Raw genomic sequence first — 22106 nt, 5'->3', positions numbered from 1 at the left:
TTATGGGTTATAAGGTGGTCGTGGCGGGTGCCACCGGCAATGTCGGGCGCGAGATGCTCGCGATCCTCGCCGAGCGCGAGTTCCCGATCGACGAGATCGCCGCCGTCGCTTCGCCACGCTCCACCAACGACCAGATCGAGTTCGGCGACACGGGCAGGATGCTCACCGTCAAGAATATCGAGCATTTCGACTGGACGGGCTGGGACATCGCGCTGTTCGCGATCGGATCGGAGGCCACCAAAATTCACGCCCCGCGCGCGGCGGCGGCGGGCTGCACGGTGATCGACAATTCTTCGCTCTACCGCATGGACCCCGACGTTCCGCTGATCGTGCCCGAGGTGAACCCCGAGGCGATCGACGGCTACCGCCGCAAGAACATCATCGCCAACCCCAACTGCTCCACCGCGCAGATGGTGGTGGCGTTGAAGCCGCTCCACGATGCCGCCAAGATCACCCGCGTCGTCGTCTCGACCTACCAGTCGGTCTCGGGCGCGGGCAAGGCGGGGATGGACGAGCTGTTCGAGCAATCGCGCAACATCTTCGTCGGCGATTCCGCGACGCCCGCGAAGTTCACCAAGCAGATCGCCTTCAACGTCATTCCCCACATCGACAGTTTCCTGGACGACGGCTTCACCAAGGAAGAGTGGAAGATGGTCGTCGAGACCAAGAAGATCCTCGACCCCAAGGTGAAGGTGGTCGCCACCTGCGTGCGCGTGCCGGTGTTCGTCGGCCATTCCGAGGCGATCAACATCGAGTTCGAGCGTGAGATCTCGGCGGCGCAGGCGCAGTCCATCCTGCGCGAGGCGCCGGGCGTCATGCTCGTCGACAAGCGCGAGGACGGCGGATACGTCACCCCCGTCGAGTGCGTGGGCGAGTTCGCCACCTTCGTCAGCCGCGTGCGCGAGGACCCCACCGTCGACAGCGGCCTGGTGCTGTGGTGCGTGTCCGACAATCTCCGCAAGGGCGCGGCGCTCAACGCCGTCCAGATCGCCGAGCTGCTCGGCCGGCGCCACCTCAAGAAGGCGGCGTGAGGTGACGCGCTCCGCCGGGGCGACATGATCGCCGAGGGTGGCTGCCAGTGCGGGCGCGTCCGCTACGCCGCCGACGTGGGCGACGCCGATGCCTACCTCTGCCACTGCCGCATGTGCCGCAAGGCGACGGGCGGGGCCTCGATCGCCTTCGTGAGCGTGGCGCGGGCGGGCGTCGCCTTCGCGATCGAGCCCGACTGGTACCGCTCTTCGCCGATCGCGCACCGGCCGTTCTGCGCGGCGTGCGGGACTCCGCTCGGCTTCGCCTTCCTGGAAGGCGCGGAGCGGATGGACCTGACGCTCGGCTCCTTCGACGAGCCCGATCGCTTCGCGCCGACGCACCATTACGCGACCGAGAGCCTGCTGCCCGCCTGGCAGGATACGGCGCACCTGCCGGGTACGCGGTCGGAGGAGAACGAACGCGTCGTCGAACGCTGGATGAACGCGCTTGGCAAGCTTCCCGACTGAGCCGTCCGTCCACCGCTTCACGGGCCGCGACGGTGTCGCGCTGGCGTGGCGCGAGCTGGGCGACGGGCGTCCCGTGGTGCTGATCCACGGGCTGTTCTCCAACGCCGAGACCAACTGGATCCGCTACGGCCACGCGGCGCGGATCGCGGCGGCGGGCTTCCGCGTCGTGATGCCGGACCTGCGCGCGCACGGCATGAGCGGGGCGCCGCACGATCCCGCCGCCTACCCGCCCGACATCCTGGCCGACGACGGCTTCGCGCTTCTCGCGGCGCTCGGCTTCGAGGACGGCGCCTATGATCTCGGCGGCTACTCGCTGGGCGGGCGCACCGTCGTGCGGATGCTCGCACGCGGCGCGCGGCCCCGCCGCGCCATCGTGGCGGGCATGGGGTTGCAGGGCCTGCTCGACACGGCCGCGCGCTCCGGCCACTTCCGTCGCGTGCTCGAAGGGCTCGGCACGCATCCGCGCGGCTCGCCCGAGTATCTGGCGGAAGCCTTCCTGAAGACGACGGGGGCCGATCCGGCGGCGCTGCTGCCGCTGCTCGGCTGCTTCGTCGATACGCCGCCGGCCGCGCTCGCCGGGATCGCGACGCCGACGCTGGTGGCGTGCGGCGTCGACGATGCCGACAACGGATCGGCCGAGGCGCTCGCCGCCGCGCTCGGCGACGGCCGCTACGTGGCGGTGCCGGGCAATCACATGAGCGCCGTCGTGAAGCCCGAACTCGGCGCGGCCATGGCGGATTTTCTCGCGGCATCCGTTTAGCGAATTTTCACCGCGTTCGTGGGAGGAACGCGGCATGGACTTCAAGCTCGTCATGCTGGACGGCATGGTTCTCACCATGGGCCTGCTCGGGCTGGCGTTAGCGGTCGCGTGGGCGCGGTTCGGCCGGGAGACGCACGTCGCCTTCTGGTCCGCCGCCTTCTTCGCGGCGGCTGCGAGCAACCTCGCGCGCGTGGTCGTCCTCAGCCTGCCTGCGGTCGAGCGGATCGCCAGCCTCGTCGCGGTCGGCTGTTCGTTGCTGTGCGCCTCGCTGCTCTCGCAAGGCTTTCGGAAGCGCGCCGGGCTGGAGGAGTGGCGCGGCGTCGCCACGGTATCGATCCTCATGTTCCTCCTGATGACGATGACCGTGCTGCGGCAATCCGCGGTCTTCCAGGATCGGGTGCTCGCGAACACCTGCACCGCCGTGCTCCTGCTCTTCTCCGCGCAGGCGTTGCGCCGCGATCCGTACGGGCGCGAGGGCGCGGGACGCGCGTCCTTCTGGATGGTGGCCGCCTTCGCCGGCTATGTCGGCGGTCTCGCCGTGCTCGCGTTGTTCGCGCGGCAGGGCGGCCCGGTGCCGACGGCGGTCTACGATCTCGCCATGCTGCTCGGCGCGCCGGCGGCGCTGTCCGGGCTCGGCCTGTTCACGATGCTGCTCGTCGCCTCTGACCTGTCGGCGCGCTTGCAGCGCCTCGCCTCACTCGATCCGCTGACCGGAGTGCTCAACCGTCGCGGTTTCGATCATGCGGCGGAGCAGATGCTCGCGCGGTGCCGCCGTTCCCATCGGCCTTTCGCGATCATCGTCGCCGACCTCGATCGCTTCAAGTCGATCAACGACCGGTTCGGCCACGCGCTCGGCGACCTCGTGCTCCAGCGGTTCGCCGCGCATTGCGAAGCGTCGGTGGGCGAGGGCGATCCCGTCGGCCGCCTCGGCGGCGAGGAATTCGTGATCGTCCTCGCCGATGCCGATCCGCGCGCGGCCGTCGAGGCGATCGACCGTATGCGGCAGGGGATCCCCGGCGCGCTGGCCGACCTCGGTCTGCCCGTGTCTGTCACCGCGAGCTTCGGCATCGCCACGCTCGACGTTCGCGACGAGAGCCTGTCCTCCATGCTCGTCCGGGCGGATGCCGCGCTCTACGGCTCGAAGCTAGACGGTCGGGACCGGGTGACCGTCGCGACGACGGAGCGGCCCGGCGGCACCGATCCCCGCTTCCTCGCCGCCTTCGAGGCAAGCGAGGACGAGCCACGCCCGGTGGTGCCGCGCGGCTATAGCGAGGCGAGCATGTGCTCGGCGGAGCTGACCTCGAACGCGCCGGGCTTCTCCACGAACAACCGCTTCACGACGCCATCCTCGACGAGCATGGCGTAACGCTGGCTGCGCGTGCCCATGCCGTAGCCGGTGCCGTCCATGACCAGGCCTACCGCGCGCGCGAAATCGCCGTTGCCGTCCGCCAGCATCGTCACGTTGGTGGCGCCGCTCGCCTTCGCCCAGGCATCCATCACGAACACGTCGTTGACCGACGTGCAGGCGATCGCGGCGACGCCCTTGGCGCGCAGCGCGTCGGCCTTGTCGACGAAGCCGGGCAGGTGGCGCGTCGAGCAGGTGGGCGTGAACGCGCCCGGCACCGCGAACAGCGCCACGGTCCGGCCGGCGAAGAACTCCCCGCCGACCGGCTCCGGACCGTGAGCGGTCATCGTCGAGAAGTTGCCGTCGGGCAGCCTGTCGCCCTCGCTGATCGTCATGTCGGTATCTCCTGTGGCTTCGTCCGCCCGTAAGCGCCGCCACGTCGCGCGCCAAGCGTGGACCGTTTCGCGCGGCGGCGTTAGTCTCCGCAGATGGACTCGCCGCGCTTCCTCACCGGCCAGCTGCTGCTCGCCATGCCCGGGATCGGCGATCCCCGCTTCGAGCGCGCGGTGATCGCGATGTGCGTCCACGACGAGGGCGGTGCGCTGGGCATCGGCATCGGCGCGCACGTGCCGGGGCTCGGCCTCCACGATCTCATGCGGCGGCTCGACATCGATCCCGGCGACTCCCCCGACGCGCCCGTGCACAGGGGCGGCCCCGTGGAGCCCAGCCGCGGCTTCGTGCTGCACTCGGCCGATTGGGGCGGGGAGGGGAGCGTCGACGTCGCCGGACGGTGGGTGCTCACCGCCACGCTCGACGTGCTCAAGGCGATCGCGGAGGGGCGTGGGCCGACGCGATGGATCGCGGCGCTGGGCTATGCCGGCTGGGCGCCGGGGCAGCTCGACGACGAGATGGCGCGGCACGGCTGGTTCGGCACGCCCGTGCCCGACGCGCTGCTGTTCGAACGCGAAGCCGACGAGCGCTGGGCGGGCGCCTACGCCGCCGCCGGCATCGACACCCGGCTGCTCAGCGCCAGCGCGGGGCGAGCGTGAACCTCGCCATATAAAGACATCTTTATATTTGCCTTCGCAGGCTGGGAGCGGTAGGCGCGCGCCCATCCTTGACCCTTCGCAGGAGCCGCCCGTGGCCACCGCCCCCGTTCTCGACCGCACCGACTATGTCGTCGCCGACCTCAGCCTCGCCGCCTTCGGCCGCAAGGAGATCGAGATCGCCGAGACCGAGATGCCTGGCCTGATGGCGCTGCGCGACGAGTTCGGCGCCTCGCAGCCGCTGAAGGGCGCGCGGATCGTCGGCTCGCTGCACATGACGATCCAGACCGCGGTGCTGATCGAGACGCTGGCCGCGCTGGGCGCGGAGCTGCGCTGGGCGTCGTGCAACATCTACTCGACGCAGGACCATGCCGCCGCAGCGATCGCCAAGGCCGGCATCCCGGTATTCGCGATCAAGGGCGAGAGCCTCGCCGATTATTGGGACTATGTCGGCCGCATCTTCGACTGGGGCGACGAGCCCTGCAACATGATCCTCGACGATGGCGGCGACGCCACCATGTTCGCGCTGCTCGGCGCACGTCTCGAAGCCGGGGAGACGCTGCCCGATCCCGAGAACGAGGAAGAGGTCGAGTTCCACCGCGCATTGAAGGCGTTCGTGGCGGCCAAGCCCGGCTACCTCACCCGCTCGGTGGAGGCGATCAAGGGCGTGTCGGAGGAGACCACCACCGGCGTCCACCGGCTCTACGAGATCGCCAAGAAGGGCCGGCTGCCCTTCCCCGCGATCAACGTCAACGACTCGGTGACGAAGTCCAAGTTCGACAATCTCTACGGCTGCAAGGAATCGCTCGTCGACGCGATCCGCCGCGCCACCGACGTGATGCTCGCCGGCAAGGTGGCGGCGGTCGCCGGCTTCGGCGACGTCGGCAAGGGCTCGGCCGCGTCGCTGCGCAACGGCGGCGCGCGCGTGATCGTGACCGAGATCGATCCGATCTGCGCGTTGCAGGCGGCGATGGAGGGCTACGAGGTCGTGACGATGGAGGAGGCCGCCGAGCGTGCCGACATCTTCGTGACGGCGACGGGCAACGCCGACGTCATCACGCTCGATCACATGCGCGCGATGAAGAACATGGCGATCGTGTGCAACATCGGCCACTTCGACAGCGAGATCCAGATCGCCGGCCTCTCCAACCTGAAGTGGACGGAGATCAAGCCGCAGGTCGACGAGGTCGAGTTCGCGGACGGCAAGAAGATCATCGTGCTCGCCAAGGGCCGGCTGGTGAACCTCGGCTGCGCGACGGGCCACCCCTCGTTCGTCATGTCGTCCAGCTTCACCAACCAGGTGCTGGCGCAGATCGAGCTGTTCACCCGCGCCGACCAGTATCAGAAGCAGGTCTACGTGCTGCCCAAGCACTTGGACGAGAAGGTCGCGCGGCTCCACCTCGCCAAGCTGGGCGTCAAGCTCTCCAAGCTGTCCGAGAAGCAGGCGGCCTATATCGGCGTCTCGACCGAGGGGCCGTTCAAGCCGGATCATTACCGCTACTGAGGCCTGCGCCCTTGGCTTCGCTCCTGCCAACGGAGCGAAGTCGGGGCATGGCACCGCCCGCCTGGCCGCGCTAGAACGGCCGCGATGAGCGGGGCGGGCACTTCATGATCGTCATCACCGGCGCGCACGCGGCGCTGGTCGGCCTGCTGCTCGCGCTCTGGCTGACGGGCGCGGTGGCCGCCGTGATGCTTGGCGCGCGGCGATGGCGGCGCGCGGATGCGGCGGTCGCCGAGGTCGCCCGGCTCAACGCCACCTTCGCGGGCGCGCCGGCGCTGCCGATCGTGATCGCGGGCGACGGGCGCGTCGACGCGACGCAGCGGGTCGGCGACTGGCTGGGGCTCGCGCGCGCGCCGCGTCGCGTGGCGGAGATCACCGACGCGCTCGATTCCGCCGATGGCGCCGCGCTCGCCACGGACATCGAGTTCGCGCGGGTATCCGGCGGCGGCTTCGCGCGCGCGGTGACGCCTGCGGGTGGCGCCCGCGTGCTGATGGTGCGCGGCCGCGCCGCCGAGCCCGAACTCGGCGACCGTGCCGTGCTGCTGTGGATCTTCGACGCGACCGACAGCGAGGCCGAAATCGCGCGGCTCGACCATGAGCGCGGCGAGCTCGCCGCCACGCTCGACGCGCTCGCCGGCCTCATCGAGGCGGCGCCCATTCCGATGTGGCATCGCGCGCCCGACCTGCGCCTCAGCCTCGTCAACACCGCCTATGTCCGATCGGTCGACGGGCGCGATGCGGGCGACGTGATCGCGCGCGGGCTTGAGCTGGTGGAGGGGCAGGGCGCGTCGAGCCCGCTCGCCACCGCCGCCGCGGCGCGCGACGCGGGCGTCGTCTCCTCGCGCACCGTCGCCGCCACCATCGGCGGCGAGCGGCGCAACCTGCGCGTCGTGGACGTGCCGCTCGGCGAGAGCGGCATCGCCGGCTACGCGCTCGACGTCGAGGAGGTGGAGAGCGCGCGCGCCGATCTCGTCCGCTTCGGCGACGCGCAGCGCGACATGCTCGACCGCCTGTCGGCGGGCGTGGCGCAGTTCTCGGCCGACCGCCACCTTGCCTTCTCCAACGCCGCCTTCCGCCGCCTGTTCGCGATGCAGCCGGAATGGCTGGAGGATCGCCCCGAGTTCGACCGCGTGCTCGAACGGATGCGCGAGGCCGGCCGCCTGCCCGAGAGCCGCGACTTCCCCGGCTGGAAGGCTGAGCGGCGGCGCTGGTTCGTGGCGGCGGCCGCCGTCGAGGAGACGTGGCAGCTTCCGGGCGGCGCGCATCTCCGCGTCGTCGGCCAGCCGCTGCCCGATGGCGGGCTGCTCACCATCTTCGAGGACCGCACCGAGCAGGTGAAGCTGCAATCGGCGCGAGACACGCTGCTGCGCGTGCGCACCGCCACCTTCAACAACCTGTTCGAGGCGATCGGCGTGTTCGCCGCCGACGGCCGGCTGCACCTGTGGAACGATCGCTTCCGCGAGGTGTGGGCGCTGGAGGAGGAGTATCTCGGCACGCACCCGCGCGTGGACGAGCTGATCGGGCGGATCGCGCCCAGCCTCGCCAACCCGCAGCGCGCGGGGCTCATCCGCGAGCTCGTCCGCCTCGCCACTGCCGAGCGGCAGAGCCGGGTCGGTCGCATCGCCTTCGCCGATGGCCGCCACTTCCGCTTCGCCGCCGTGCCGCTGCCCGACGGCAACGCGCTGTTCACGCTGCTCGATATCTCCGACAGCCGGCGTGCCGAGCAGGCGCTGCGCGACCGTGCCGCCGCGCTGGAGGAGGGGGATCGCGTCAAGTCCGCCTTCGTGGCGGCGATGAGCTACGAGCTGCGCACGCCGCTGACCTCGATCGCCGGCTTCGCCGAGATGCTGTCGGCGGGGCTCGCCGGGCCGATGCCGCCGCGTGCCGCCGATTATGTCGGCGCGATCCTGACGGCGACGGGCAAGCTCGGCGAACTCGTCGACGAGGTGCTCGACCTGACGCGCAGCGCGGCGGGCACGCTGGAGCTGGAGATCGCTCCGCTCGATCTCGCGAGGCTCGCCCGCGAGGTCGCCGAGCAGCATCGCGACCGCGCGCGGGAGCGCAAGCTGGTGCTGGAGATCGCCATCGACGCGCGGGCGGGCATCATCGCGGGCGATGCCGCGCGGCTCCGCCAGGCGATCGCGCACGTGCTGGCGAACGCGGTCGAGCGCGTGCACGAGGGCGGCCGCGTCGCCTTCCGCGTCGAGGGCGACGAGGACGAGGCGCGCATCACCGTCGCCGACGACGGCGACGGGCTCCCTCCCGCAGATGCCGAGCGCAGCTTCGACCGCGTCGCCACCGCCGGCCGCGCGGGCGGGCAGCGCGACGGCGCGCTGAGCCTCGGGCTGCCGCTCGCGCGCCATTATGTCGAGGCGCACGACGGCGCGATCGCGCTGGAGAGCCGGCCGGGCGAGGGCACCACCGTCATCATCCGCCTGCCCCGCGAACGCGCGCGGGCGGCGGCCTGAGCCGCATGGTCCTGGCCGATGCCGGCGCCACCGAAGCGGCGGGCCGCGCGCTGGCGCCGCTGCTTCGCGCGGGCGACGTAGTGACGCTGTCGGGCGACCTGGGCGCGGGCAAGACCAGTTTCGCGCGCGGCGTGCTGGCAGCACTCGGCCTCGCCGGCGAGGCGCCGAGCCCGACCTTCGCGATCGTCCAGCCCTACGCCCCGCCCGAGCTGTCGCTGCCGGTGGCGCACGTCGATCTCTACCGGATCGAGGATCCGGTCGAGGCCGCCGAACTCGGCCTGGAGGACTATGCGCTCACAGGTGCGCTGCTCGTCGAGTGGCCCGAGCGGCTGCCGGACGCCGCGTGGACGGGCGCGCTTCGCCTGCGGCTGGAGCCGGAGGGCGACGGGCGGTGCTTGACTTGGGAGGTGCCGGCGGCATGGGAAGCGCGATGGCCGCCCCCCAACCCGACCCTGGAGCCGGCACGCTGATCCCGTCGCATGCGCCGGCTTTCCTCGCTGCGCATGGCTGGGCGGGCGCCGCGATCGCGCCGCTCGCCGACGACGCCTCGTTCCGCCGCTATTTCCGCGTCCGCGACGACGGTCGCGTGGCGGTGCTGATGGACGCGCCGCCGCCCCACGAGGATGTCCGCCCGTTCGTGCGGATCGCGCGCCACCTCGACGCGATCGGGCTCTCGGCGCCGCGCGTGCTGGCGGAGGACGTGGCGGGCGGGCTGCTGCTGCTCGAGGATTTTGGCGACGCGCTGGTCGGCCCGCTGCTGCGCGGCGGCGGCGGCGACGAGGCCGCGATCTACCGCGACGCGGTGGCGTTGCTCGCGGCGCTGGGCGAGGAGGCGCCGCCCGCCCGCGTGGACGCCTACGATCGCGCGACGCTCGACCGCGAGGTGGACCTGTTCGCCGACTGGTATGCGCCCGCCTGCGGTCTCGTCGTCGATCGCGCAGGCTGGCGGGCGGCGTGGAACGAGGCGCTGGACGCGGTCGCCGCGCCGGCCGATCCGGTGCTGGTGCTGCGCGACTTCCACGTCGACAACATCATGCTGCTCGACAGGCCCGGCGATGCCCGGCTGGGACTACTCGATTTCCAGGACGCGCTCCTAGGCCACCGCGCCTACGATCTGGTGTCGCTGCTCCAGGACGCGCGGCGCGACGTGGGCGAGGCGCTCGAGGCGGCGATGATCGAGCGATACCTCGCCGCCGCCGGCATCGCCGACGCGGCGCGCTTCCGCGCCGACTACGCGACGCTCGGCGCGCAGCGCAACGTCAAGATCCTCGGCATCTTCACCCGGCTGTGGAAGCGCGACGGCAAGCCCGGCTACCTGAAGCATCAGCCGCGCGTCTGGCGCTACCTGGAACGTGATCTCGCGCATCCGGCGCTGGAGGCGGTGGCGGCGTGGTTCAACGCCAACGTACCGGCGCAGGCGCGCGCCGCCGCGTGGGACGGCCACGCGTGACCCGCTTCGCCAAGCCGCTGGCGCTACGCCCCGATCCCCGCCAGCGTGAAGGCGGCGACGTGCCGGATACCGCGATGCTGCTCGCCGCGGGCCTCGGCAAGCGGATGCGGCCGCTGACCGCCACGCGCCCCAAGCCGCTAGTCGAGGTGGGCGGCGCGACCTTGCTCGATCACGCGCTGGATCATGTCCGCGCGGGCGGTATCGGGCGGGTGGTCGTCAACGTCCACCACTATGCCGACGCGCTGGAAGCGCACCTGAAGCGCGCTGCCGGCGACCTCGACGTCACCGTCTCCGACGAGCGTGCCGAGCTGCTGGAGACGGGCGGCGGCGTTGCGCGCGCGGGCGCGCTGCTCGGCGCCAAGCCCTTCTTCGTCATCAACACCGACAATGTCTGGATCGACGGGCCGATCGACACGCTGCGGCTGCTCGCGGCGCGCTGGGACGACGCCGCGATGGACGCGCTGCTGCTCGTCGTGCCGCTCGCGCGCGCCACCGCGCACGGCGGGGCGGGCGATTTCCACATGGATGCCGCGGGGCGCCTGCGCCGGCGCGGGCCGCGCCGCATCGCGCCCTTCGTCTATACTGGCGTGCAGCTCGTCTCGCCCCGCCTGCTGGAAAGCGCGCCGGGCGGCGCCTTCTCGTTCAATCTGCTGTGGGATCGCGCGATCGCGGACGGGCGCGCCCACGGCATCGTCCACCAGGGGCTGTGGTGCGACGTCGGCGCGCCGGGCAACATCCCGCAGGCCGAGGAGATGCTGCGGCGTGGCTGAGCGGGTGGGCGGCCCGGCGGTCTTCACCATCGCGGCGCACCGCCCCTTCGCCGACGCGCTCGCAGCCGGCCTGATCGCGCGGGCCGGCGGAGATCGGCTGGCGCTCGCGCGCGCGACGCTGCTCGTGCCCAGCAATCGCGCAGGTCGCGCGATCACCGACGCTTTCGTGCGGCGTTCGGGCGAGGGGCTGCTGCTGCCCCGCCTCGTCGCGATCGGCGATCCCGAGTTGGACGAGGCGCTGGGCGCGGCACTGGACCCGGCCGACGCGGCGGACGGCGGATCGCTGCCGCCGGCGGTGGAGCCGATGCGCCGGCGGATGCGGCTGGCGCGGCTGGTGGCGGAGGAACGCGCGGTGGCGGGCCAACCGGTCGATGCCGCCGAGGCGATGCGGCTCGCCACCGCGCTCGGCCGCACGCTCGACCAGCTCGCGATCGAGGAGGTGGCGTTCGAGCGGCTGCTGGGCAGCGACGTCGCGCCCGAACTCTCCGGCCACTGGCAGGCGGCGCTCGGCGTGCTGACGGCGGTGGTGCCGCGCTGGCGGCGCGAGCTTGCCGCGATGGGGCGGCTGGAACCGGCGGAGCGGCGGAACCGTCAGCTCGACGCGGTGGCTCGGCGCTGGCGCGAGACGCCACCGGAGGGGCTGGTCGTCGCCGCCGGCATCGTCACCGCCGCGCCGGCGGTGGCGCGGCTGCTGCGCGTGGTGTCGTGGCTGCCGGGCGGCGCCGTGCTGCTCCCCGCGCTCGATCTCAACATGCCCGAGGAGGAGTGGGAGGCGCTGGGCGGCGGTGACGAGGAGCGCGCGCAGGAGAGCCACCCACAATATCAGCTCCGCCTGCTGCTCGATCGCATGGGCGTGGCGCGTGGCGAGGTCGCCGTCTGGCGGGCGGGCGGCGGCACGGGCGCGAGCGCCGCGCGCGGCCGAGCGGTGGCCAACGCGATGGCGCCGGCGCGTTTCACCGCCAAGTGGCAGACGCTGCCGACCGCCGGACGGCGTCTGACCGGCGTCCGCGCGGTCGAGTCCGCGACGCCCGCCGAGGAGGCGCAGACGATCGCCGTCGCACTTCGCCAGGCGGTGGAGACGCCCGGCCGCACCGCCGCGCTCGTCACGCCCGATCGCGGCCTCGCGCGGCGCGTCTCGGCGCATCTCGCGCGCTGGGGGATCGCGGCGGACGACAGCGCCGGCCGCCCGCTCTCCGCCACGCCGCCGGGCACGCTGCTGACCGCGCTGGCGGCCGCGGCGGCGAGCGGCTTCGCACCCGTCGAGCTGCTGACGCTGCTCAAACATCCGCTGGTGGCGGGCGGGGAGGCGCGGCTCGCCTGGCTGGGCGACGTCCGCCTGCTCGATCGCGCGCTGCGTGGGCCACGTCCGGCCCCGGGGCTCGACGGCGTCGCGGCGCGGATCGCCGAGGCCACGCCGCGCCTTTCCGGCTGGTGGCAGGGCTGCGCCGCGCGGTTGCGCCCGCTGGAGGCGGCGTTCGCGGGCGAGCCGACGCTCGTCTCGGCGCTGGCGGCACTGCGCGAGGGCGCGCAGGCGCTGGCCGGCGACGGCGCCTGGGCGGGGCCGGCGGGGCGTGCCGCCGCCCGCCTGATCGAGGACGCCGAGGCGTTTGCCGGCGAGGGTCCGACGGCGCTCGCCGCGCCAGCGGTCGCGCCGCTGATCGAGCGGCTGATGGCGGAGGAGGCGGTGCGGCCGCCGCAGGGCGGACACCCGCGCGTCTTCATCTGGGGGCTGCTGGAATCGCGGCTCCAGCAGGCCGATCTCGTCGTCGCCGGCGGCCTTAACGAGGGGGTGTGGCCGGCGCTGCCGGCGCCCGATCCGTGGCTCGGCCCGCGCATCCGCGCCGAACTCGGCCTGCCCGGGCTGGAGCGGCGTATCGGGCTCGCCGCGCACGATCTGGTGGGCGTGCTCGGCAGCCGCGACGTGCTCGTCACCCGTGCCCGGCGCGACGCGCGCGCGCCGACGATCGCCTCGCGGCTGTGGCTGCGGCTGGAGGCGATGACGGGCGGCATGGTGCGTGCCCGCATTCCGCTCGCTTGGGCGCGTGCGATCGATGCGACGGCCGAGTTCGCACCGGCCGAGCGACCCCACCCCAGTCCGCCCGTCGCGCTGCGCCCGCGCAAGCTCGCGGTGACGCGGCTCGATCGGCTGAAGGCGGACCCCTTCGCCTTCTATGCGCAGGCGATGCTGAAGCTGTCGCCGCTCGATCCGGTCGACGCCGAACCCGGACCGGCATGGCGGGGCACCGCCGTCCACGCGGTGCTGGAGGCCTGGGCGAAGGAGGACGGTTGCGATCCCGCGCTGCTGTCCGCGCGCGCCGACGCGATGCTCGCGGGCATCGCCGCGCACCCCGTGCTGCGCGCGCTCTGGGCGCCGCGCCTGCGCGAGGCGGTGGAATGGATCGCGGGCGAGATGGAGCGGCTGCGCGGAGAAGGCCGCGAGGTGCTGCTCGCCGAGGAGTTCGGCCGCGCGACGATCGAGGGCATCGAACTCTACGGAAAAGCGGACCGCATCGACGGTCAAGCCGACGGCAGCCTCGCGATCGTCGACTACAAGACGGGCACTCCCCCCGGGCCGCGCCAGGTGTTCTCAGGGTTCGCGATGCAGCTCGGCCTGCTCGGCCTCATCGCCGAGCGCGGCGGCTTCCCAGGGGTCGCCGGAGAGCCGCGCGCCTTCGAATATTGGTCGCTGGCGCAGAAGGGAGGCAAGCTCGGCCATGTCGCGGAGGCGCTCGGCAAGCGGCCGGCGATCGATCCCGCCGACTTCACCGCGCACGCGCATCGCCACTTCGCGGCGGCGGCGTCGCGCTGGCTGACCGGCGACGAGCCGTTCGTCGCCAAGCTCCACCCCGAGCTCGCGCCTTATGGCGATTACGACCAGCTCATGCGGCTCGACGAATGGTACGGGAGGCTCGGCGAGGCATGAGCGCGCGCGTCTCCCCGCTGCGGCCGCTCGCCGGCGCGCAGGCGGCGGCCTCCGATCCCCGGCGGCTGGTGTGGCTGTCGGCGTCGGCGGGCACCGGCAAGACGCACGTGCTCACCGCGCGCGTGATCCGGCTGCTGATCGCGCGCAACGATCCCGCCGCGATCCTCTGCCTCACCTTCACCAAGGCCGGCGCCGCCGAGATGGCGGAGCGCATCCACGGCCGCTTGGCGAGCTGGGTGCGGATGCCCGATCCCAAGCTCGCCGCCGATCTGAAAGCGTTGGGCGAGGATCACGGGCCGGAGGCGCGCGCCTACGCCCGCACGCTGTTCGCGCGCGTGCTGGAGGCGACGGGCGGCGGCATCCGCATCCTGACCATCCACGCCTTCTGCCAGTCGCTGCTCGCCGCCTTCCCGGCGGAGGCGGGGCTGGTGCCGGGCTTCCGCCTGATCGAGGATCGCGAGGCGCAGGCGCTCGCCCGCTCGGCGCTGGCGCGGATGCTGACGCAGGCCGAGGCGGGGGGCGACCTGCCGCTGCTGGCCGACGTCGCCACGCTCAGCCGACGAATGGGCGAGGACAAGGCGGAGGCGTTCCTGCGCCGCTGCGCGCGGGCGGGCGAGGCGATGGCGGCGATTGGCCCCGCGCCCGGCATCGAGGCGCGGCTGCGGCGCGCGCTGGAGCTGCCCTCGGGCGACATCGAGGCGGCGATCGCGGGTCAGTGCGGCGCGCTCGATCACGGCGCGCTCGGCCGCCTGCGCGACGCCAATCGCGGCTGGAGCGGCAAGAGCGGGGCGGCGCGCGGCGACGCGATCGATCGCTGGCTGGCGCTGGATCCGGCGGCGCGGGCGGCGGGGCTCGCAGAGCTGCACACCGTTTGGGCGAGGGCGGATGGCGATCCGCGTTCCACGGGCAAGGGGCAGGCGCCGCAGGTGGAAGGCTATCCCGACGATGTCGGCGCGATGCACGCCGCCTGTTCGGCGCTGCTCGCGTTGCGCGCCAAGGCGGCGTTCGCGGCGATGGCGGCGGCGGGGCTGCGCGCCGGCCAGGCCTATGCCCGCGCCTATGCCGAGGCCAAGCGCGCGGCGGCGGCGGTCGACTTCGACGATCTCATCGCCACCACGGTCGCGCTGCTGACGCAGGACCGCATGGGCGAGTGGGTGCGCTACAAGCTCGACCAGCGCACCGACCACATCCTCGTCGACGAGGCGCAGGACACCAATCTCGACCAGTGGTCGATCGTCGCCGCGCTGGCGTCGGAGTTCTTCGCGGGCGAGGGCGCGCGCGACAGGCTCCGCACGATCTTCACGGTCGGCGACTTCAAGCAGGCGATCTTCGGCTTCCAGGGCACCAGCCCCGACGCCTTCGAGCAGGCGGCGATCGCCTTCGGCCGCCGCGCCGAGGAGGCGAGCGGGGGCGAGGAGGATCTGCGGATCGAGCGGCTATCGCTCGACACCTCGTTCCGATCGACGCCGCCGGTGCTGGCGCTCGTCGACCGGCTGCTCGATCATCTGGGATCGGACGCGCTCGGCCTCGATCACGCCATCCCGCCCCACGCCGCCGCGCGCGAGGGGCCGGGGCGGATCGAGCTATGGGCGCCCGTGTCGCTCGATACGCAGGATGAGGGCGACACGGAAGGCGAGGAGGGCTGGCTGGACGACGCCACCCGCGCCTTCGCCGACCAGCTGGCGCGGCAGGTGCGCGCCTGGTTGGACGAGGCGCCGTGGTTGGCCTCGCGCGGCCGCCCGCTGCGCCCCGAGGACGTGATGGTGCTGGTGAGGAAGCGCGGCGATCTCGCCTCGCTGATCGTCGCGCGGCTGCACGCGCGCGGGGTGCCGGTTGCGGGCGTCGACCGGCTGCGGCTCGACGCGCCGCTGGCGGTGAAGGACCTGCTCGCCGCCGCGCGCTTCGCGCTCCAGCCCGAGGACGACCTGACGCTCGCCAGCCTGCTCGTCTCGCCGCTGTTCGGCCTCTCGCAGGACGAGCTCTTCGCGCTCGCCTTCGAGCGCGGCGGCACGCTGCTCGCCGCGCTGCGCTCCGATCCGGCGCATGGCGGGACGGCGGAGGCGCTGAACCGCATCCTCAACGCTGCCGACCAGATCACGCCGTATCGCTTCTTCGAGGAGCTGCTCTCGGGCGAACTCGACGCGCGCCGCAAGCTGCTGCGCCGGCTGGGCGAGGAGGCGCGCGATCCGATCGAGGAGCTGCTCTCCGCCGCGCTCGCCTTCGAGGACGAGGGCATGCCGCAGCTCCAGCCCTTCCTCGACTGGTTCGATCGCGGCGAGGTGCAGATCAAGCGCGACCCTTCCGCGCCGCTCGACGCGGTGCGCGTGATGACGGTGCACGGCGCCAAGGGCCTCCAGGCGCCGCTCGTCGTGCTCGCCGATGCGACGGTCGACCCGGATCGCTCGCCGGTCGGCGGCGTCGACTGGCCGATCGAGGATGGCGTCACGGTGCCGATGCCGCGCCCGCGCGCGGACGAGCGCTTCGCCCCCTTCGACGACCTGATCGCCGGCGCGCAGGCGCGCGAGCGGCAGGAGCATTGGCGGCTGCTCTACGTCGCCGTCACCCGCGCGGAGGAGTGGCTGGCGGTGGGCGGCGCGCTGGGGCCGCTCGCCAAGGGCGTGCCGCCGCAGGCGAGCTGGTACGCGGCGCTCGGCCACGCGATGGACGCGCTCGGCGCCGAAATGCTGGACGAGCCGCTGTGGGGCGCGTCGCGTCGCCACGTCGGCGGGGCGGAGGCGGTGCGCCGGCCGCGCCGCGAGATCAGCTTGCCGCCGGTCGCGACGCTGCCGTCGTGGGCGCGAGAGCCCGCGCCGCGCGAGGAGCGCCCGCCGCGTCCGCTCGCCCCCTCCTCGATCGGCCGCGACGATGTCGCGGAGGCGCCGCCGTCGCCCGCCGCGCGCGACGCGGCGGCGCGCGGCCGCCTGCTCCACGCGCTGTTCCAGCGCCTGCCGGACTGTACGCCCGACCGCCGGCATATGGCGGCGATCGGCTGGCTGACCCGGTCGGCGGGCGTCGATCCCGAGGAGGCCGAGGCGCTCGCCCGCGACGCTTGCGCGATCATCGCCGATCCGCGCTTCGCCGCGATCTTCGCACCCGGCGCGCTCGCGGAGGCGCCGATCGCGGCGGTTGTCGCGGGGGAGGTGATCGCGGGCACCGTCGATCGCCTGCTGGTGGCCGAGGAGGCGGTGATGGTCGTCGACTTCAAGACCGGCCGCCGCGCGCCCGCCGGTCTCGCGCAAGTGCCCGCCTACCACCTCGATCAGATCGCCGCCTATGCTGCGGCACTCGCCGTCATCTTCCCCGATCGGCCGGTCCGCGCCGGGCTGCTCTACACCGCCGGCCCGGTGCTGATCGAGGTCGACGCCGCCACGCTTGCCGCGCGCAAGCCCGGCTTGTCGGCCGCGGAGCAAAGATTGCCGGGCGGCCGTTGAGCCCTGTGAATGCGCCGCCTACATCGCGGCCCAAGCCTTTCAGGAGACCGCACATGGCGACCAAGACGATAACCGATCAGAGTTTCGACGCCGACGTGCTGGCCGCCGACGGCCCGGTGCTCGTCGACTTCTGGGCCGAGTGGTGCGGGCCGTGCAAGATGATCGGCCCGGCGCTCGAGGAGCTCAGCGACGAGCTGGGAAGCAAGGTGACGATCGCCAAGCTCAACATCGACGACAATCCCGACGCGCCCGGCCGCTACGGCGTGCGCGGCATCCCGACGATGATCCTGTTCAAGGGCGGCGCGCCCGCTGCCACGCAGGTCGGCGCCGCTCCGAAGAGCCAGCTCAAGGCGTTCATCGAGAAGTCGCTCTAGGCGCCCGGTGGGCGGCGTCAGTCCTCGTTGAGGGCGCGGAAGAGCATCCGCTCCCAGACGTTGGCGGCGTCGCCTCCCATGTCGCGGCGGTTGCCCTCCTCGACCATCGCGGCGGAGGGGTGTCGCATCGCCGCGATCGCCATGCGCGCGGCGATTTCGTAGGCGCGGCGGATCTCCTCGCGCAGGCCGTCATAGTCCTTGGGCGTGCCGCCCGCGCTGGACTGGTGGATGGCACGCGCCACCCGCTCTATCGTCTTCATCGGGAGATCTCCACGCGATCTCCTCTCCCCGGTTGCCGTCTTGTCGCGGCTGCGGGCGACATGCCATCGCTGGCCACCGATGTGCAACCGCTCAACGACGCGACCTGCTCAACTTCGGTAATCGGCGTTGATCGAGACGTAGCCGTGGGTGAGATCGCACGTCCACACGGTCGCGCGGCCTTCGCCGATGCCGACATCGACCGCGATCCGCACTTCGTTGCCCGCCAGGTGCGCGGCGACGGGCGCCTCGTCGTAGCCGGGCACCGCCGCGCCATGTTCGGCCACCAGCGTGTCGCCGAAGCGGATCGCAAGCCTGTCGCGCTCGGCGGGTTCGCCGGCCTTTCCCACCGCCATCACGACGCGGCCCCAATTGGCGTCCCCGCCCGCCACCGCCGTCTTGACGAGCGGCGAGTTGGCGATGCTCATCGCCACCACCCGGGCGCTGGTATCGCTTTCCGCGCCGTCGACCGCGATCTCGATGAACTTCGTAGCACCTTCGCCGTCGCGCACGACGAGATGGGCGAGCCGGCGGCAGACGTCCGCGATCGCGGCGGCGAGCGCGTCGGCGCCGGGATCGTCGCGCGAGGCGAGCGGGGCGTTGCCGGCCGCGCCGGTCGCGAAGGCCAGCACCGTGTCCGAGGTGGAGGTGTCCCCATCGACGGTGATGCACGAGAAGGTGGCGGCGTTCGCCTCCTCCAGCATCGCCTGGAGCAGCGGCGCGGCCACATCGGCGTCGGTGAACAGGAAGCCGAGCATCGTCGCCATGTCGGGCGCGATCATCCCCGATCCCTTGACGATGCCGCACACGGTGGCGGTGCGCCCGCCAACGATCGCGGTTGCCATGGCGCCTTTTGCGAAGGTGTCCGTCGTCCCGATCGCCGTCGCCGCCGCGAGCCAGCCGGTGGGCTCGGCGACGAGCGCGGCGTCGACGCCCGCCTCGGCGGTGGCGATCGGCAGCGGCACGCCGATCACGCCGGTCGAGGCCACGAACACGTCGGAGGGCGCGCAGCCGGTCGACTGCGCCACGCGCGCGGCGATCGCCTCCACCGCCTGCCGTCCGGCGGCGCCGGTGAAGGCGTTGGAGTTGCCCGCGTTCACCACCAATGCCGAGGCGCGGCCGAGCGGCAGCGCCGCGCGGCACCACTCCACCTCGGGCGAGGGACAGCGCGACTTCGTGGTGACGCCCGCTACCGACGTCCCCTCCGAGAACAGCGCAAGCGTCAGGTCGTCGCGATCCCACGCCTTGTACCCCGCGCGCACGGTGGCGAGGCGCAGGCCCGCGATCGGGGGCATCGACGGGAAGGGGAGGGCGAGGGGCGAGGCGTCCATGCGCGCGGGCTTAAAGGATCGGGCCGGCCGGCGCCACTTCGCCGGCTCGGAGTGCGCTTGCGGGGTGGGGCGATCGCGACGCGGCCCATGCCCCGAATTGACACTCCACCCCCCCGAACCTAGATCGCTCGCCTGTTCGCGCGGGGGTTCGCGGGCCGTGCCCACACGCCCGCGCCCCTCGCCCTTTCGGTGACGGGAACGCACATGCTGGGCGGCATCGCCAAGGCCATCTTCGGCTCCTCAAACGATCGCTACGTCAAGTCGCTGCGCGGCACCGTCGCGAAGATCAACGCGCTCGAAGCGGACATGCAGGCGCTCGACGACGCGACGCTCCAGGCGCAGACTCCCAAGTTGCGCGCGCGGCTCGACGCTGGCGAGGGCCTGGACGACGTCCTGCCCGAGGCATTCGCGACGGTGCGCGAGGCAGCGACGCGGGTGCTCGGCCAGCGCCACTACGACGTCCAGATGGTCGGCGGCATCGTGCTCCACCGCGGCGAAATCGCCGAGATGCGCACCGGCGAGGGCAAGACGCTGGTGGCGACGCTCGCCACCTACCTGAACGCGTTGCCCGGCACCGGCGTTCATGTCGTCACGGTCAACGACTATCTCGCGCGGCGCGACGCTGAGTGGATGGGTCAGGTCTATCAGTGGCTCGGCCTGTCGGTCGGCGTGATCGTGCCCAACCTGTCGGATCAGGAGCGGCGCGACGCCTACGCCGCCGACATCACCTACGGCACCAATAACGAATTCGGCTTCGACTATCTGCGCGACAACATGAAGTACGAGCGCGCCGCGATGGTGCAGCGGCCGTTCGCCTTCGCGATCGTCGACGAGGTCGATTCGATCCTGGTCGACGAGGCGCGCACGCCGCTCATCATCTCCGGCCCGACCGACGATCGCTCCGAACTCTACATGGGCGTCGACGCGGTGGTGAAGCGGTTGCCCGCCGACGCCTACGAGCATGACGAGAAGCAGCGTTCGGTCGTGCTCACCGAGGATGGCACCGAGACCGTCGAGCGGATGCTAGAGGAGGCGGGGCTGCTGGAGGGTGCCAACCTCTACGATTTCGAGAATACGCAGGTGGTCCACCACCTCAACCAGAGCCTGAAGGCCGTCGTCGCGTTCAAGCGCGACACCGACTATATCGTCAAGGACGGCAAGGTCATCATCATCGACGAGTTCACCGGCCGCATGATGGACGGCCGGCGCTGGTCCGACGGGCTCCACCAAGCGGTCGAAGCCAAGGAGGGCGTGACGATCGAGCCCGAGAACCAGACGCTCGCCTCGATCACCTTCCAGAACTATTTCCGCATGTACCCCAAGCTCGGCGGAATGACGGGCACGGCGGCGACGGAGGCGGCCGAGTTCTTCGAGATCTACAAGATGAACGTGGTCTCGATCCCGACCAACGTGCCCGTGCAGCGCGTCGACGAGGACGACGAGTTCTACAAGAACATCACCGACAAATATGGCGCCATCGCCAAGTCGATCCGCAGCAAGCAGGAGAGCGGCCAGCCGGTGCTGGTCGGCACGGTGTCGATCGAGAAGTCCGAGCTGTTGTCGGAGTTCCTCCAGCGCGAGGGGGTCGCGCACAAGGTGCTGAACGCACGCTATCACGAGAGCGAGGCGCATATCGTCGCGCAGGCGGGCAGGCTCGGCGCCGTCACCATCGCCACCAACATGGCCGGGCGCGGCACCGACATCCAGCTCGGCGGCAATCTCGAATTCCGGATGCTCGACGAGCATTCCGATCTCGTCGAAGGCACGCCCGACTATGAGCTGCGCGCCGCCGCGATCCGCGAGGAGATCGTGGCCGAGAAGGCCAAGGTGCTCGCCGCCGGCGGGCTGTTCGTGCTCGGCACCGAGCGGCACGAGAGCCGGCGCATCGACAACCAGCTTCGCGGGCGCACCGGCCGGCAGGGCGATCCGGGCCTCAGCCGCTTCTATCTCAGCCTCGACGACGACCTGCTCCGCATCTTCGGCCCGCAGACGCTGTTCGCGCGGATGATGCAGAAGAACCTGGAGGACGGCGAGGCGATCGTCAGCCCGTGGATCACCAAGGCGATCGAGACCGCGCAGAAGAAGGTGGAGGCGCGCAACTACGATATCCGCAAGCAGGTCGTCGAATATGACGACGTGATGAACGATCAGCGCAAGATCATCTACGAGCAGCGCGCCGACATCATGGACTCCGAGACCGTCGACGACGTGACGGACGAGATGCGCGGCGAGACGATCTCGGCGCTGGTCGGCGATGCCTGCCCGGTCGGCTCCTATCCCGAGCAGTGGGACGGCGAGGCGCTGGGCGCCCGCGTCACCGACGTGTTCGGCGTCGAACTGCCCGTCGTGGAGTGGATCGGCGAGGAGGGCATTGAGGTCGAGACGCTCGCCGAGCGGATCACGTCCCAGGTCGACGAGCTGATGGCCGGCAAGATCGCCGACGTCGGCACCGATACCTGGCGCGGCATCGAGAAGAGCGTGCTGCTCCAGACGCTCGACGAGCACTGGAAGGATCACCTCTCCCGGCTCGACGCGCTGCGCCAGGTCATCCATCTCCGCGCCTACGCGCAGAAGACGCCGATCAACGAGTATAAGCAGGAAGCCTTCGCGATGTTCGAGCGGATGCTCGACATCATCCGCGAGGACGTGACGCGCATCCTGGCCGGCGTCAGCTTCCAGGCGCCGCCGCCGCTGCCCGAGCTGCCCGACTTCCTCACCACCCACTATGATCCGCTGACGGCGCGCGACGATACCGCCGATGTCGACGCGGGCACGCTCGGGCTGGTGACGACGCGCGTCGCGCCCTTCCAGGCGCCGCAGCCCGACATGCCCGCAGAACTCGGCGACGATCCCGCGCAGTGGGCGGAGACGGTGAGCCGCAACGCGCCTTGTCCGTGCGGATCGGGGCGCAAGTACAAGCACTGCCACGGCCAGCTCTAGCGCGCCGGTGCTT

General features: G+C 72.1%; 17 protein-coding genes. 14 read left to right on the top strand and 3 right to left on the bottom strand.

What is annotated here, in order from left to right; translation table 11 throughout:
• Positions 1-2: 2 nt before the first annotated feature.
• Genes ACOFKX_RS00195 through ACOFKX_RS00180 form a run of 4 tightly spaced genes read left to right on the top strand, consistent with a single transcriptional unit; the run spans position 3 to position 3622 of the window.
• On the top strand, positions 3-1031 hold the full coding sequence (locus tag ACOFKX_RS00195; protein ID WP_419825084.1) for an aspartate-semialdehyde dehydrogenase: 1029 nt from the start codon (positions 3-5) through the stop codon (positions 1029-1031).
• A 24-nt stretch (positions 1032-1055) separates the two neighbouring features.
• Positions 1056-1496 (top strand): GFA family protein, encoded by a 441-nt coding sequence (locus ACOFKX_RS00190; RefSeq protein ID WP_419825083.1) that lies wholly within the window; start codon positions 1056-1058, stop codon positions 1494-1496.
• Positions 1477-2256 carry an alpha/beta fold hydrolase gene (locus ACOFKX_RS00185; protein WP_419825082.1) on the top strand — a complete coding sequence of 260 codons (780 nt, stop codon included), beginning with the start codon at positions 1477-1479 and terminating at the stop codon, positions 2254-2256. Before ACOFKX_RS00190 ends, ACOFKX_RS00185 begins: the two co-directional genes overlap by 20 nt.
• Positions 2257-2290: 34 nt before the next feature.
• The gene (locus tag ACOFKX_RS00180; protein WP_419825081.1) at positions 2291-3622 is read left to right on the top strand and encodes a diguanylate cyclase; all 1332 of its coding nucleotides are present in this window, start codon (positions 2291-2293) and stop codon (positions 3620-3622) included.
• Here the strand turns inward: ACOFKX_RS00180 and ACOFKX_RS00175 are convergent.
• Entirely contained in the window at positions 3520-3996 is a 477-nt protein-coding gene (locus ACOFKX_RS00175) for a peroxiredoxin (RefSeq protein ID WP_419825080.1), read from the bottom strand. The genes ACOFKX_RS00180 and ACOFKX_RS00175 overlap by 103 nt on opposite strands.
• 93 nt (positions 3997-4089) lie before the next feature.
• Here ACOFKX_RS00175 and ACOFKX_RS00170 point away from each other — a divergent pair, with 93 nt between their 5' ends.
• From ACOFKX_RS00170 to trxA, 9 genes are all read left to right on the top strand, one after another.
• Complete coding sequence (locus ACOFKX_RS00170; RefSeq protein WP_419825079.1) at positions 4090-4650, top strand: YqgE/AlgH family protein; 561 nt, start codon at positions 4090-4092, stop codon at positions 4648-4650.
• A gap of 91 nt (positions 4651-4741) precedes the next feature.
• On the top strand, positions 4742-6151 hold the full coding sequence (ahcY, locus tag ACOFKX_RS00165; RefSeq protein ID WP_419825078.1) for an adenosylhomocysteinase: 1410 nt from the start codon (positions 4742-4744) through the stop codon (positions 6149-6151).
• 104 nt (positions 6152-6255) lie between these two features.
• Positions 6256-8616 (top strand): PAS-domain containing protein, encoded by a 2361-nt coding sequence (locus tag ACOFKX_RS00160; RefSeq protein WP_419825077.1) that lies wholly within the window; start codon positions 6256-6258, stop codon positions 8614-8616.
• Between the two features lie 5 nt (positions 8617-8621).
• Positions 8622-9086, top strand: a complete 465-nt coding sequence (gene tsaE / locus ACOFKX_RS00155; RefSeq protein ID WP_419825076.1) for a tRNA (adenosine(37)-N6)-threonylcarbamoyltransferase complex ATPase subunit type 1 TsaE — start codon at positions 8622-8624, stop codon at positions 9084-9086.
• Complete coding sequence (locus ACOFKX_RS00150) at positions 9047-10066, top strand: aminoglycoside phosphotransferase family protein (protein ID WP_419825075.1); 1020 nt, start codon at positions 9047-9049, stop codon at positions 10064-10066. The genes tsaE and ACOFKX_RS00150 overlap by 40 nt, the downstream gene beginning before the upstream one ends.
• Positions 10063-10836: a nucleotidyltransferase family protein gene (locus tag ACOFKX_RS00145; protein WP_419825074.1), complete on the top strand. Its 774-nt coding sequence runs from the start codon at positions 10063-10065 to the stop codon at positions 10834-10836. The genes ACOFKX_RS00150 and ACOFKX_RS00145 overlap by 4 nt, the downstream gene beginning before the upstream one ends.
• Positions 10829-13759 carry a double-strand break repair protein AddB gene (addB, locus tag ACOFKX_RS00140; protein ID WP_419825073.1) on the top strand — a complete coding sequence of 977 codons (2931 nt, stop codon included), beginning with the start codon at positions 10829-10831 and terminating at the stop codon, positions 13757-13759. Before ACOFKX_RS00145 ends, addB begins: the two co-directional genes overlap by 8 nt.
• Entirely contained in the window at positions 13756-17190 is a 3435-nt protein-coding gene (gene addA, locus ACOFKX_RS00135) for a double-strand break repair helicase AddA (protein WP_419825072.1), read from the top strand. Before addB ends, addA begins: the two co-directional genes overlap by 4 nt.
• Positions 17191-17243: 53 nt before the next feature.
• Entirely contained in the window at positions 17244-17564 is a 321-nt protein-coding gene (gene trxA, locus ACOFKX_RS00130) for a thioredoxin TrxA (RefSeq protein WP_419825071.1), read from the top strand.
• Positions 17565-17581: 17 nt separating this feature from the next.
• On the opposite strand, the gene ACOFKX_RS00125 is transcribed toward trxA, so the two are convergent.
• Complete coding sequence (locus tag ACOFKX_RS00125) at positions 17582-17824, bottom strand: hypothetical protein (protein ID WP_419825070.1); 243 nt, start codon at positions 17822-17824, stop codon at positions 17582-17584.
• A gap of 108 nt (positions 17825-17932) precedes the next feature.
• The gene (gene argJ / locus ACOFKX_RS00120) at positions 17933-19153 is read right to left on the bottom strand and encodes a bifunctional glutamate N-acetyltransferase/amino-acid acetyltransferase ArgJ (RefSeq protein ID WP_419825069.1); all 1221 of its coding nucleotides are present in this window, start codon (positions 19151-19153) and stop codon (positions 17933-17935) included.
• Between the two features lie 204 nt (positions 19154-19357).
• On the opposite strand from argJ, the gene secA reads away from it, so the two are divergent.
• Complete coding sequence (gene secA / locus ACOFKX_RS00115; protein ID WP_419825068.1) at positions 19358-22093, top strand: preprotein translocase subunit SecA; 2736 nt, start codon at positions 19358-19360, stop codon at positions 22091-22093.
• Positions 22094-22106: the final 13 nt, after the last annotated feature.

The sequence above is a fragment of the Sphingomonas sp. genome, assembly GCF_965200105.1.
In the GTDB taxonomy this organism is placed as follows: Bacteria; Pseudomonadota; Alphaproteobacteria; order Sphingomonadales; family Sphingomonadaceae; genus Solisphingomonas.
Note: the sequence above shows the minus strand (reverse complement) of the source record. Positions and strands in the feature narration are given on the sequence as shown.